The sequence below is a fragment of the Pseudomonas chlororaphis subsp. piscium genome (assembly GCF_003850345.1).
Taxonomy (GTDB): domain Bacteria; phylum Pseudomonadota; class Gammaproteobacteria; order Pseudomonadales; family Pseudomonadaceae; genus Aquipseudomonas; species Aquipseudomonas piscium.
In genome coordinates this window covers 6,809,281-6,821,913 of sequence record NZ_CP027707.1, presented here as the reverse complement: position 1 = coordinate 6,821,913, position 12,633 = coordinate 6,809,281, and the positions used below count along the sequence as shown (strand labels likewise).

Annotated in this window: 11 protein-coding genes; 3 read left to right on the top strand and 8 right to left on the bottom strand. The window is 64.0% G+C overall.

The window, feature by feature from the left end:
- Positions 1-13: 13 nt before the first annotated feature.
- Positions 14-1,423, bottom strand: coding sequence for a NorM family multidrug efflux MATE transporter (locus C4K38_RS31095; protein ID WP_172833165.1), 1,410 nt, complete (start codon positions 1,421-1,423; stop codon positions 14-16).
- A 157-nt stretch (positions 1,424-1,580) separates the two neighbouring features.
- Between C4K38_RS31095 and C4K38_RS31090 the strand changes: the two genes are divergently transcribed.
- Positions 1,581-2,501 carry a LysR substrate-binding domain-containing protein gene (locus C4K38_RS31090; protein WP_009051546.1) on the top strand — a complete coding sequence of 307 codons (921 nt, stop codon included), beginning with the start codon at positions 1,581-1,583 and terminating at the stop codon, positions 2,499-2,501.
- 188 nt (positions 2,502-2,689) lie between these two features.
- Entirely contained in the window at positions 2,690-4,666 is a 1,977-nt protein-coding gene (locus C4K38_RS31080) for a methyl-accepting chemotaxis protein (RefSeq protein ID WP_053281414.1), read from the top strand.
- Between the two features lie 125 nt (positions 4,667-4,791).
- On the opposite strand, the gene C4K38_RS31075 is transcribed toward C4K38_RS31080, so the two are convergent.
- Positions 4,792-5,715 carry an ABC transporter six-transmembrane domain-containing protein gene (locus C4K38_RS31075; protein WP_172833166.1) on the bottom strand — a complete coding sequence of 308 codons (924 nt, stop codon included), beginning with the start codon at positions 5,713-5,715 and terminating at the stop codon, positions 4,792-4,794.
- 114 nt (positions 5,716-5,829) lie between these two features.
- Here C4K38_RS31075 and C4K38_RS31070 point away from each other — a divergent pair, with 114 nt between their 5' ends.
- Positions 5,830-6,417 carry a TetR/AcrR family transcriptional regulator gene (locus C4K38_RS31070; protein WP_053281445.1) on the top strand — a complete coding sequence of 196 codons (588 nt, stop codon included), beginning with the start codon at positions 5,830-5,832 and terminating at the stop codon, positions 6,415-6,417.
- Here C4K38_RS31070 and C4K38_RS31065 read toward each other — a convergent pair.
- The 6 genes from C4K38_RS31065 to C4K38_RS31040 form a co-directional block, all read right to left on the bottom strand.
- Positions 6,414-7,808: a VWA domain-containing protein gene (locus C4K38_RS31065; RefSeq protein ID WP_053281413.1), complete on the bottom strand. Its 1,395-nt coding sequence runs from the start codon at positions 7,806-7,808 to the stop codon at positions 6,414-6,416. The genes C4K38_RS31070 and C4K38_RS31065 overlap by 4 nt on opposite strands.
- 66 nt (positions 7,809-7,874) lie before the next feature.
- Positions 7,875-8,378: a hypothetical protein gene (locus C4K38_RS31060; RefSeq protein ID WP_053281412.1), complete on the bottom strand. Its 504-nt coding sequence runs from the start codon at positions 8,376-8,378 to the stop codon at positions 7,875-7,877.
- Between the two features lie 10 nt (positions 8,379-8,388).
- Positions 8,389-9,117: an OmpA family protein gene (locus C4K38_RS31055; RefSeq protein WP_053281411.1), complete on the bottom strand. Its 729-nt coding sequence runs from the start codon at positions 9,115-9,117 to the stop codon at positions 8,389-8,391.
- 54 nt (positions 9,118-9,171) lie between these two features.
- On the bottom strand, positions 9,172-10,719 hold the full coding sequence (locus C4K38_RS31050) for an SUMF1/EgtB/PvdO family nonheme iron enzyme (RefSeq protein ID WP_053281410.1): 1,548 nt from the start codon (positions 10,717-10,719) through the stop codon (positions 9,172-9,174).
- On the bottom strand, positions 10,709-11,932 hold the full coding sequence (locus C4K38_RS31045; protein WP_124345325.1) for an ABC transporter permease: 1,224 nt from the start codon (positions 11,930-11,932) through the stop codon (positions 10,709-10,711). The genes C4K38_RS31050 and C4K38_RS31045 overlap by 11 nt, the downstream gene beginning before the upstream one ends.
- Positions 11,916-12,632, bottom strand: coding sequence for an ABC transporter ATP-binding protein (locus C4K38_RS31040; RefSeq protein ID WP_053281409.1), 717 nt, complete (start codon positions 12,630-12,632; stop codon positions 11,916-11,918). The genes C4K38_RS31045 and C4K38_RS31040 overlap by 17 nt, the downstream gene beginning before the upstream one ends.
- Between the last annotated feature and the right edge of the window lies 1 nt (position 12,633).

Below are 12,633 nucleotides of genomic sequence, written 5' to 3'. Positions count from 1 at the left end.
CGGGCTCCTGCAGCTACAGCGAATCCTGGGCGGTCTGGAAGTTATCCCGTGGCGCGGGTTCCGCGCCTTCCCGGCGAATCATCCGTTGCATCTTCCATTCGAAGGCCAGGGTCAGGCTGATGGCGGCGCACGCCAGCCCTGATGCCAGGCCCCACCACACGCCGGTCGCCCCCCAGCCCAGGGTGAAGGCCATCAACCAGGCCGCCGGTGCACCGATCAGCCAATAGCAGCCCAGGCCCACGAGGAAGGTGGTCTTGGCGTCCTTGAGCCCGCGAATCGCACCCATGGCGATGGTCTGCGTGCCGTCGAACAGCTCGAACCAGGCCGCGACCGCCAGCAAGCTGACCGCGAGGTTGATCACATCGCGAAAGGCCGGGTCGTTATGGTCGAGGAACAGCCCGATCAACTGGTTCGGCAGCAGCCAGAACACCATGGCGAAGCCCAGCATGGCCGCGCCGCCAAAGGCGATCCCGACTCGCCCGGCCATACGCGCGTGCAACAGCTGCCCGGCGCCGTAGTGCTGGCCGATGCGCATGGTGATCGCGTAGGAGATCCCGGCCGGCACCATGAAGGCCACGGAGACGATCTGCAGGGCGATCTGGTGCGCCGCCAGCTGAGTGCTGCCCATGGTGCCCATGCACAGTGCGGCGAAGGCGAACAGCCCGACTTCCACCGCATAGGTGCCGCCGATGGGCAGGCCCAGGCGCCAGAGTTCCCGCAGGTAGTGGCGATTGGGCCGCGCCAGGCCCTGGCGCAGCGGGTAGGCGGCGTAGGCCGGGTGGCGCTTGATGTGCCAGGCCAGCGCCAGGGCCATGCAGTTGGCGACGATCGCGGTGACCAGGCCGATCCCCACCAGCCCCAGTTTCGGCAGGCCGAACATGCCGGTGATCAAGGCGTAATTGAGCAGGAAGTTGGCCAGGGTGCCGGCCAAGCTGATGACCATCACCGGCGTGGCGCGGCCGATGGCGCTGGTGAAGCCGCGCAGGGCCATGAAGCTCAGGTAGCCGGGCAGGGCGAACGGCAGGATCAGCAGGAACTGGCCGGCGGACTGCACGTTGGTTTCGGTCTGGCCGAACAGCAGCAATACCGGCTTGAGGTTCCACAGCAGCAGGCCGGCGACCAGCGCCATCAGCCACGCCAGCCAGAGCCCGGCCTGGGTCAGGCGGGTGGCGCCTTCGATGTCGCCGGCGCCCTGGCGAATCGCGACCAGGGTACCGACCGCCGCGATCACGCCGATGCAGAAGATCGACACGAACGAATAGGTGGCTGCGCCGAGACCGCCGCCGGCCAGGGCTTCCGGGCTGAGGCGGGCCATCATCAGGGTGTCGGTCAGCACCATCAGCATGTGCGCCAACTGTGAGGCGATCAGCGGCCCGGCCAGCCGCAGGATGGCCCAGAGTTCGGTGCGTGCTGGATGCTGCATGGTCATCGGTCTCGATACGGGGGAGGGAGTTAAGAGGGTTGATTCTCGGCGCTCGCGGCGAGTTGCACAAAGGGATAAAAACGATTGGTAGCATGATTAAAACTCATGCCTGGCGGATTCTGGTAACTTGGCGCCATTGCGCCTGTGGAGTGCTGCCATGCCCCGTCGTCTTCCGCCCCTGTATGCCTTGCGCGCCTTCGAAGCCGCGGCGCGACACAGCTCGTTCACCCGCGCGGCCGAGGAACTGTCGATCACCCAGAGCGCGGTCAGCCGGCATATCCGCACCCTGGAAGACCACTTCGCCTGCCGGCTGTTCCAGCGCAGCGGGCGCAACCTGCAACTGACCGAAGCTGCGCGCCTGCTGCTGCCAGGCATCCGCGAAGGTTTTACCGCCCTCGAGCGCGCCTGCAATACCTTGCGCGCTGAAGACGACATCCTGCGCATGAAGGCGCCCTCGACCCTGACCATGCGCTGGCTGCTGGCGCGCCTGAGTCGGTTCCGCCATCTGCAGCCGGGCAACGAGGTGCAACTGACCAGCGCCTGGATGGACGTCGATTCGGTGGACTTCAACCAGGAGCCCTTCGACTGCGCGGTGCTGCTGAGCAACGGCCACTTTCCGCCGGACTGGGAGGCCAGCTACCTGTTTCCGGAATTGCTGATCCCGGTGGGCGCGCCCAACCTGCTCAACGACCAGCCGTGGGATGTGGCACGACTGGCTGCCACCGAGCTGCTGCACCCGACCCCGGATCGCCGCGACTGGCGCAACTGGCTGGAGCGCATGGGCCTGTCCGAGCAGGTCTCGCTCAAGGGCGGGCAGGTGTTCGACACTCTGGAGTTGGGCATGATCGCCGCGGCCCGGGGCTACGGGGTTTCCATGGGCGATCTGCTGATGGTGGCCGAGGATGTGGCCCAGGGGCGCCTGAGCCTGCCCTGGCCGACGGCGGTGGCCAGTGGCGAGAATTACTACCTGGTCTGGCCCAAGACCCGGCCTGGAGGCGAACGTTTGCGCCGCCTCAGCGACTTTCTCCAGAACGAGGTCCGGGCCATGCAATTGCCTGATGTAGAGCGTCTCGGCTGAAACGATGAAGACCCCATGACAAGGGGCCTGCGCGATACCCGTCCGATGCACTCAAGTATTGATCGGTGCCGCCGAATCCTTGGAAGTGGAACCTTCGTTCTGATCGGTTCCGACATCTCATTCTTTTAGAACCATTGCCGAGCGTGTGACGAGATCAGGACGATCCGGTCTCTCGGCCAGGAGCTGTCATGCCTCAACCTCGTGCCCGGATCGCCTCGCAGCTTGGTCTCGCACTCGCCGTGGTACTGGCGATCGTGATCAGCGGCAGTACCGTCTTCGCCCTGCGCTCGCTGGACGCCGCCAACCTCGCCACCCGGGAAGAACACCTGGCCAGTGAGGCACGGCTGCTGGCCGACCAGCTCAATACCTTCCACAGCACCCTGCGCGAAAGTACCCAACGCCTGAGCGGGCTGTTCGAAAAGCGTTTCAGCAGCGGCCTGAGCCTGCACCCGGACCAGCCGGTGACCGTGGCCGGTACCCAGACCCCGGGCCTGCACCTGGGTGACGTGGTGCTGAACAACAACTTCGAGGAAGTCGACGAGTTCAAGCAGATGACCGCCGGCGTGGCGACGGTGTTCGTGCGCAGCGGCGACGATTTCATCCGCATCAGCACCTCGCTGAGCAAGCAGGATGGCAGCCGCGCCATCGGCACCCTGCTGGACCACGCGCACCCGGCCTACCAGAAACTCATGGCGGGGCAGAGCTATGTCGGCCGCGCGCTGCTCTTCGAGCGGCTGTACATGACCCAGTACACGCCGGTGCGGGACAGCGCCGGCCAGGTGATCGCGGTGCTGTTCGTCGGCTTCGACTACACCGACGCGCAGAACGCCCAGTTCGACAACCTCAAGCGCTTCCGCATCGGCCAGACCGGTTCCCTGGCGTTGCTCGACGAGCAGCATAAATGGCTGGTCCCGCCGGCTGGCGTGCAGGCCCTGGAGCAGTCGGCAACGACCATTACTGAACTGGCCAAGCAGCCGGGCAAGGGCCGCTTCTGGAGCGACAAGAGCGAGGACTTCTACAGCGTCGCCGTCCCCTTCGAAGGCGGGCCCTGGTCGGTGGTGGCGAACATGCCGAAAGCCGAAATCCGTGCGGTGACCTGGAGCGTCGGTACGCGCCTGGTCATCGGCAGCCTGTTGGCGATGCTGCTGGCGGTGGGCGCCACGGTCTGGCTGCTGCGCAGCAAGCTCGCGCCCCTGGGCGACCTGGTGCGCCAGGCCGACGCCTTGGGCAAGGGCGATCTGAGCGCGCGCCTGAATGTCTCCAGCCAGGATGAAATCGGCCAGCTGGCGAGCAGCTTCAACCAGATGGGCCAGGCCCTGTCGACCATGGTCGAGCACATCCGCAAGGCCGCCGAGGAGGTCAATGGCCGGGCCCAGGCGCTGTCCGGGCTGTCGGGCGGGGCGTACGAGGGCATGGAGCAGCAGTCGGGCGAGATCAGCAGCATGGCCGGGGCGGTGGAGGAGTTCAGCGCCACCTCGCTGAACATCGCCGACAACATGGGCAACACCGAACGCCTGGCCCAGGAAAATGCCCAGCAGACCCGGATCGGCCGCACCTCGATGGAAGAAGCTTCGGCTTCGCTGGAGCAGATCGCCGGCGCCTTGAACAGCACCGCCACCGTGATCAATACCCTGGGCCAGCGCTCCGAGGAAATCGGCGGCATCGTCGGGGTGATCACCGCGATTGCCGACCAGACCAACCTGCTGGCGCTCAACGCCGCCATCGAAGCCGCGCGTGCCGGTGAGCAGGGCCGCGGCTTTGCCGTGGTCGCCGATGAAGTGCGCAACCTGGCCTCGCGGACCCGCGAAGCCACCGACGAAATCTCGGGGATGATCAACAGCATCCAGCAGGAAACCGGCAACGCCATCGCCACCATGGAGCAGGGCAATGTGTTGATGCAGGAAGGTCTGTCGCGCAACGCCAATGTCGCCTCGGCCCTGGCCCGCATCGACGAGCAGAGCCGCTCGGCCGGCCAGCAGTTCGCCGCGATCACTACCGCGACCCAGGAGCAGAGCAGCACCGCGACCCTGCTCAGCAGCAACCTGCAAAGCATCGCCCTGGCCAACAGCGAACAGCGCGAAGTGGTGTCGAACCTGGCGATCACCGCCAAGGAACTGGAGAAGCTGGCGGCGGATCTGCGCCAGGAAGTCGATCGCTTCCGCTGACAGCATCGCGGGCAAGCCTCGCTCCTACAGGGCTGTGTCGTTCACGATATTTATGAACGACGCCGATCTGTAGGAGCGAGCGGGCGGCGATCCGACTTGCCCGCGATAACGTCAGACCGACCCCCTCATTCCTCAGCCTTCTCCCCCAACCCCGGATCCACCCGCTTGCCGATATCCCGCAGGCGCGCCAGCTGGTCGACCATGGTCGGCGCTTCATCCAGGCTGCTGACAAAGGTCCACAGGTAGGTCATCACCGCGTACACATGCCCGGCCTTGACCCCTTCGGTCAGGGCCAGTTGGCTGATGGCGATCACGAACAGCAGCGCGGCCGCCGAGCCGAGCAGCAGATAGGCCGCCGCCTCGCGGTCCGACAGCCAGATCCGCAGCCGCGACAGTAGCCGGTAGTGCCGTTGCAGGGACGTGGCGCCGACCTTGGCCACCAGGCCGATTTCCTTTTCCAGCCGGTCGTTCAGGCGCTCATGCAGCTCCTGATTGCGCCGGGCAAAACGCGGCAGCAGGGTGATGCACAGCAGCAAGGCCACCAGGCAGGCCAGGCCGACCCAGGGTTCGATCACCAACAGCATCACCGCCGCACCGACAATCGAGACCAGCGCGGTGGCGATGGTCGGTACGTGCTTCTCGAAGAAGTCGACGAACTCCCGGGCCAGCACCACCCGCGCCGCGGCGGTGGAGGTGCTCTGGTTCTGCAGGCGCTGGTTGAGGATCACCGGCACCGCCAGGTCGGCGTAGATCCGCGTGAAGGTACGGGTATCCACCGCCCGCCGCGCGGCCCCGACCACCCAGAACGCCAGCACCACCAGGGCATAGACCAGGGCGCTGCCGGCGTCGCCGCGAATGATCGAGTCCACGGCGAACCCGGCAAACAGCGGGTAGGCCAGCAGCAACGCGTTCTCCAGCGCCACCAGCGATAAGGTGCAGAACAGCTTGCCAGGGTAAGCGCGGGCGATGGCTTTTAGGGTCTGGCTGGCGGATTGCTGGCCGATTTTTTTGCTTTCATCGATCAGGACTTGCGGGGTAACGGCTGACATGAGTGCACCGGATGGAAGATAAACGCTATTATTGAGCGACTGCTCAATAGTATTTGAGCGACCGCTCAAAACGCAAGCACCGTCGATCCACCGGCGCCCTGAGGTAATGCCCGCATGTCCCGTACCGACCGCAAAGACCAGATCATTGCCGCTGCTCTGGAGCTGTTTCTCAGCAAGGGCTTCGCCGCTGTCTCCACCCGCGACCTGGCGGACCACGCCGGCCTGTCCCGTAGCCACATCTATCACTACTTCAGCGATTGGAATGAATTGCGTCGCGAAGCTTTCGTGCGTTTTGCCACCGAGCAACTGGACGCCGTAGGCGCGCCCCTGGTTGGCTTGCCGCCGCTTGCGGCCCTGCATGGATTCCTGCGCGATTGCCTGCCGGTTTCCGCCGAAGACAGCTGGGCGCTGTGGCTCGATGCCTGGGATGAAGCCATGCACGACACCGCGCTGGCCGAGGCCTACCAGAAGGTGGATGAGCAGTGGCAGGCCATGCTCGCCAGCATCATCGAAGCCGGCGTGCAGACCCAGGTGTTCCAGTGCGCATCACCCGCACGCGCAGCCCGGCAGATCTTCGCCCAGATCATGGGTTATGCCGATGGCCTGTTGCTGCGGCCCTCGGCCGAGGCCGCCGCAGCGGCGATGGATGAGGTGATGGAAGTGGTCGAGCTGTTGCTGGGATTTAAGCCAGAAGTGGTTTAGTTGCACTTGGTGCTGCTGGAGACTTCCTTGCTGGCCATCTTCAGTGCCTTGCCCAACCCGGCGGCGTCGCTGCTGCTGTAGACCCGGCCACCGGTGTTCTCGGCGATGCAGCGCGACGGGCCGCCTACCCCGATGTTCACCACGTTGACTCGCAAGCGTGGCTGCTGGGCGGCGATTTTCCGGGACACCGCGCAGACGTCCTTCTGACAGCCGTCCTCACCGTCAACGAACATGACGATCACCGCGTCGTTCTTGCGCCCGTCGACCGTGCTCGCGGCCTTGGCCAGGCTGTCCGCCAACGGTGTGCCGTCGTTGGCGCCGAGCCCGCGAATACCATTGATCAACCGTGGCCGGTCGGCGGCCCTGAATACACCATGGTCAATCTGGCTGGCGCAGCCATTGAAGGTGATCAGGCGGGTGTCGATCTTCGGATCCAGCCCCTTGATCATGCTGGTCAGCGATTCGGTGGCTACCGACAGGCGACTCGGTGGGGTGAAGATCCGTTCGGCGCGTACCGGATCGAGGTACTGGTTGAACTGGTTGCCAAAGAACCATTCTTCATCGGCCTGTACCGATTTGATGTTCATGTTCATCGAGCCCGAGGTATCCAGTACCACCACGAATTGCGGCGGTATGGCATCCGGTGCCTGCTTGCGGCAGGCGTAGTTGTCCAGGGTTGGCGCCGGTGCGGGTTTAGGCGGTGGCGGTGGTGGTGCAGGCTCCCGGACCGGCTCTGGTACGGGCTCAGGAGCCGGTTCCGGAACGGCCTCGGGCACGACAGGCTCGGCTACTGGCTTCGGCGCTGTGATGGGGGGCTCGACGGCGGCAGGTGCCACTGGTTGCGGTACCACGGGATGACTTTGCGGGCACAGGAACCAATAGGCGGCCCATAGCAGAAGCAGCAACAGCAGCAAGGCCAGCAGTGCGGCGATGATTTTCCACCAGTTGCGGCTTGGCGGTACCACCACCGGCGGTACCACGACTGGCGGCGGTACTGGTTTGGGGGGACGCAGGCCCCAGCGAATCACCAGGGGTTCACCGTTGAGGCTGTAGAGGTCTTGCAGCTCAGGCGGGCCGATCAGCGTACGCAGGCTGGCGCCTTCGGGCTGATTACGGTTCTGCAGCTCGTCTGCGAGCCGACCCAGGGCGTCCTGGCGCTGCTGGTAGAGGTCTAGCAAGCGCCGTTGCTGATCCTCGTTCAATTCAGCGTAGGGCGTAGGCTGGCCACCCAGTTCGGTCCACCATTCCAGTACGTCACCGCTGCCTTTGCGGGGGATGGCATAGAGGCTGGCGACCGTGGGCGGGAAGTGTTTCTGGATCAGCGCGACCTTGGCCGACAGAGCATCAACCTTGTCGACGGTGAACTGACCATCCCTGATGACCCGTTGCATGCAGACGATTCCTGAAAATGGCGCAGGCATCCCGAAAGATGCCTGCAAGGTTGGGGAGAGAGCAGGTTATTCGTAACCCAGGCTGAACTGCAGTTGGTTGACCTTTTTCTGCAAGGCCTTGAGCTCTTCCTGCTTGGCCGCCAGGGCTGCCGGGGTGTTGCTGGCGGTCTTGGCCTGAGCGGTCTTGAGTTGCTGTTCGAGCCCGGCGATCTGCCGCTGTACCTGACTCTCGTTGCCATGACGGGCCTTGAGCGACTTGAGCAACTGCCCCAGGGACTGATTCAGCGAGGCCTGGGCCTGTTGCTGGCTGGCCAGGTCCTGGCGGGTGCTGGTCTGTTGGGCGGCGATGTTGTCGTACACCTGGCGGAACATGGCGTTTTCCTGACGGGATGCGGTCAGAACCTGTTCCTTCTGCTTGACCTGTTCGCTGTAACCGCCGGAGTAGTCGCAGTTCATCTTGGTCAGCATGCTGGCGTCACGGTTGGTCGCATCGCAGTCGCCCGGTTTGCTGGCGCAACCGGCCAGTGCCAATACGACAGCGAGCGCCGCCCAGTGTTTTACAGTGGTCATGGTGATGGTCTCAACCCAGGGTGATTGCCGAACGCTGGCTGTACAGCGCGTCCACTTCCTTCTGCAGAGAAGCGACTTTTTCGTTCATCTTCAGAATGCTCATATCCACTTGCTTGATTTCCGCACCGGCACCCTGGGAGCGTTCCAGGTTGGCCACCTTGGTGTACTCGGTCACCTTGTTGCGCATGTTGCCCAGGTCCTTGCGCAGGCGGACGATGTTCTGGTCGATCTCGGCGATTTGCGTCTGTGCCTTGGCTTTGTCCAGTTTCTTGCTGGCCATGTCCTGCTTGATCTGGGCGATGCGTGCCTGGTCATCCTTGATCACTTGCTGGGCGGTCGCGGTGCGAGTGATGACGTTCTGGGTGTCCTGCTCGACGTCGGCGTTCATCTTTTGCAGGCGGGTGGTGGTGTCGGCATATTCGCTGCGACGCTGGTCCAGGTAGTAGTTGGCGCCCATGGCCACACCGCATGCGGTGATACCCGCGGCAATCGCACAGACCGCCTTGTTGTTGCTGTTGGACAAGGCGCAGCCGAGGATGCCGACGCCAGCGCCAACGGCGCAGGCCTGGTAGCCGGATTTGCTGAAGAACTGGGCGTCATTGCCCTGAGTCAGGCGCGGGTCGGCACCGTCGCCGCCGAGCATGGAGCTGCCGGTGCTGGCGCAGCCGGTCAGCAGCAGGCTGCCGGTGAGGATGAAAGCGATCTGTAGCTTGAAGCGAGTCCAAAGGCTGCGCGACATGGTGGTGCTCCTGGTTGGCGGTGTTGGCGTTTTTTCTAGCGATGTTGGCATTTCTTATTGGGTTACGGACTTGCAGCTTTTCAGCCAGGCCTCGGTGTCGATCTTCTGTTTTTGCAGGAACGCTTTCTGGTTGGCCCAGTGGGTACGCAGGTACGGCTTGAGATCCTGCAGTTGCTTGTTACGCGAGATGATTTCTTCCATCACCGGTACTTGCGGCTCGATCAAGGGCTGGCCGTACAGGGAAGCGGATTCCACCAGGCTGCTGGCGTAGTAGCGGCTGAGTTTGTGCAGGCGGTCCTTCTGTTCGTCGAGCTTGCCCTTGCGCATGTCGCAGGTGGCGTCTTTCTCGGCCGATTCACAGTTGAGGGCATAGTTCTTCTGCAGGAAGTCCACGTATTGGCCATCGTCGAGCATCTTGGTGCACAGGAAGGCGCCGAGGTTGAGGCTGGCGCGGATCGCCTGGTCGCGGGTTTCTTCCTGCTGCTGGTTGCTGGCGCGCAACTGGTTTTCCAGAGCCTGGAGCTTTTCCTTGAGGGCTTTGTCTTCGACGCCGGAGGCCAGGGTGCCCAAGGCCTGGGCGGTGCCGGGTGTCGATGGCGCGTTGGGGGTGGCGCCGGTGCCGAGTTTCTTCCAGCTGCTTTCGATGCTGGCCACGCGATCGCGAGAGGTCAGGGTCGGCGACACCAGGGCCAGGCGCAGCCCGGTGGTCTTGTTCTTCACCTGGCCGTCGCTGTTGTAGTACGGCTCTTCCTTGCGTAGCGAGGTGCGCAGGTCTGCCTGGGACGTCAGGTAGTTGCCGCCGCGCACCACATAACCGCCGGCCTGGCCGTGCTGGCGATCGAGCTTGTTCAGGCGGAACGGCTCGAAGATCATTTCATCGGCATTGCCAAGCATGTCGTGCAGGCCCAGCGGGTTGGGTTTCTGCAGACCGGATAGCTGCAGCTTGCCGTTGGACGATTGCGCACCGGCAAACCACTCGTAGGCATTCAGGCCTTCGGGCATCGGGTAGCGGGTGTCCCGGAATTCGGCGGTGCCGACTTCGATGCCGCCACGAGCGGCAAACTCCCATTCCACTTCGGTTGGCAGCCGCAGGAAACCCAGGGCGCCGTCTTCCTTGGGCAACTTGTCGGCGGCATTCTTGCGCAGCCACAGGTTGTATTTGTCCGCTGCCTCGACGGCCTGGACCCAGCTGACCGCCACCTGTGGCAGGCGCAGCTTGGTCGAGGCGGTCGGGCATGTTTCTTCGGTCAGTGCGGCATATTGCAACTGGCTCATTTCGTACTTGGCCAGCAGGTAGTAGCGCGACTTGTCGGATTTGGCACCGGTGAAGCTACCGGCGATGAAGGTCGGGCGGGTCTGTTCGACGTAGCCGTACTCCGAGCCGTCCTGGCCAATGTTGGTCGGATAGTCGTCCAGCGGTCCGGCCACCGGGATGAACACCTTGCGAAACACCATCGAGCCTTCGCAGGGCATCGGCAGGATCACGTCGTTGTCCTGGGGCATCGGGTTGTAGAACTTTTCTTCCCAGCCCGCAGCCGAGGCGTCGAGTACATAGCCCAGGCTCAGGGGCAACAACAGCCAGCCGAAACGTTTATAGCTCACGCAGACTCTCCGCAGGTTGGATGCTGATGGCTCGCATGGCGCCGATAAGGGCAACCAGAGCAGCGACCAGAAAGGTAATGAGCAACGCCGCCAGGCCATGCCAGACGGTGATGTGACAAATGAAAGTGCCGGTGGCCTGGCTGCTGCCGAGCAAGACATCGAACAGTTGGCTGCCGACAAAGTAGAACCCCAGGCCGCCGAGGTAGCCGGCCAGGCTCAAGAACAGTGCCTGTAACACTACAAAACCGGCCACCGCCGGGCGGTTGAAGCCCAGCAGGCGCAGGACTGCAAGGCTTTTGCGCTTACGGTCGATGTTGGCCAGGAAGGCGCCGACCATCGAGGCGACGCAGCCGATCAGCGCCGCCAGGGCGATGACCCCGAAGATCAGCCCCAGCACATGGTTGATGGCCTTGACGTTATCGATGTCGGCCAGGCGGCTGGAGGTTTCGATGTGCTGCTGGTTCAGCCAGCGCTCCAGCGGGGCTACCTGGTCGATGTCGCGGGCATACAGGCGGGCCCGCGCGTACAGCGGTTGCAGATTGCCCACGGGCTTGCCGGTATCGACGCCGAACTCGCTGACCTGATAGCCGTCGCGAAAGTGCTCCAGGCTCAGCAGCAGGGGCGGCGCGACAAATCCTGCGGCGCGGCCGAAGCGTGCACCGTCGAGGATCGCGATTACCGTCAGGGCTACCTCACCGCGCTCCCGGTTGCCGTCCAGCCGCCTCTCGGCGCGTAAGCGTACGCTGTCGCCGACCTTGGCCTGCAGGCGTTGCGCGGCTCGTGCACTGAGGATCAATTGATGACCGCTGGGGTTGACCCCAGGCAGGTTCAGCTGTGGGTCGCCGGCGTCGGTGGGAATGATTTCCGCGCTTTCGACGAAGCGTTGCATGCCGATGAACAGGTCGGCCTGGGTGTTGAGCGAACGGGTCTGTCCCAGGGCAAAGCCGGTCTCGGGCTGCTGGCGCAGACGTTCGATCCAGGCACTGTCGTAGTTGCCGCTGCTGAGCATCTTCACTTCAAGGTTGCGCGGGTCTCGCAGCAATTCGTCCTGCAATTGGCTGACCACTCCGTGCTTGAGGCCGAACAGCAGCAACAACGGAGCAATCACCGCCACCAGCGAAGCGGCGATACACAGCGACACCTTGCGGTCGTGCCAGAGGTCTTCCATGGCCAGCTTGCCGAGCAGGCGCAGGCGATCAATCCATTGGTTCAAACAGTGTCTCTCCCTGACGACTGGTCGCGCCCAGGCGCGGCAAGCCAAAGTCCTTGAGCAAGGCCCAGTCGTGGGACACCACCAGCGCACTCAGGCCCAGGCTCGACACCAGACTCAGCAACAGTTCGAACAAGCGCCTGGCGCTGTGTGGGTCAAGCGCCGCAGTGGGTTCGTCGGCAAGCAACAGCAATGGCTCATGGGCGATGGCCCGAACACAGGCCACCCGCTGGCGTTCGCCAATGGACAGTGCCTGGGGGCGCTTGTCCAGCAGCGCCTCCAGACGCAGGGCAGCGATGGCCCGGTCGACGTGCTCGCTGTGCAGTGGCATGCCGAGCAGGCGGCGGGGCAGGCGGATGTTGTCGCGCACGCTGAGGAACGGCAGCAAGCCACCGCTTTGCAGGATGAACCCCAGATGCTTGGAGCGCACCGCCGCCAGGGCTGGCTGGTCGTCGTCGGCGAGCAACCGGCCAATATCCAGCGGCGTTGCAGCCGGCGAACCGGGTGGCGTCAGCGTAAGACGTTGCAGTTCCACCGGCCGTAGCAGCAACCCGATAGCCTCCAGCAAGGTGCTTTTGCCGCACCCGCTTTCGCCGGTGATGGCCAGGACCTGACCGGTACCGATCTGCAGTTCCGGCAGGCGCACCTGATGAGCCTGTGCGCCTTCTCCCCGGCGCACCAGCAGGTTTTTGATATCCAGCATG

Bases quoted from the DNA above. Each gene is read 5' to 3' on its own strand.
- C4K38_RS31095 (WP_172833165.1), bottom strand. From the start codon at position 1,423: ATGCAGCATCCAGCACGCACCGAACTCTGGGCCATCCTGCGGCTGGCC.
- C4K38_RS31090 (WP_009051546.1), top strand. From the start codon at position 1,581: ATGCCCCGTCGTCTTCCGCCCCTGTATGCCTTGCGCGCCTTCGAAGCC.
- C4K38_RS31080 (WP_053281414.1), top strand. From the start codon at position 2,690: ATGCCTCAACCTCGTGCCCGGATCGCCTCGCAGCTTGGTCTCGCACTC.
- C4K38_RS31075 (WP_172833166.1), bottom strand. From the start codon at position 5,715: ATGTCAGCCGTTACCCCGCAAGTCCTGATCGATGAAAGCAAAAAAATC.
- C4K38_RS31070 (WP_053281445.1), top strand. From the start codon at position 5,830: ATGTCCCGTACCGACCGCAAAGACCAGATCATTGCCGCTGCTCTGGAG.
- C4K38_RS31065 (WP_053281413.1), bottom strand. From the start codon at position 7,808: ATGCAACGGGTCATCAGGGATGGTCAGTTCACCGTCGACAAGGTTGAT.
- C4K38_RS31060 (WP_053281412.1), bottom strand. From the start codon at position 8,378: ATGACCACTGTAAAACACTGGGCGGCGCTCGCTGTCGTATTGGCACTG.
- C4K38_RS31055 (WP_053281411.1), bottom strand. From the start codon at position 9,117: ATGTCGCGCAGCCTTTGGACTCGCTTCAAGCTACAGATCGCTTTCATC.
- C4K38_RS31040 (WP_053281409.1), bottom strand. From the start codon at position 12,632: ATGCTGGATATCAAAAACCTGCTGGTGCGCCGGGGAGAAGGCGCACAG.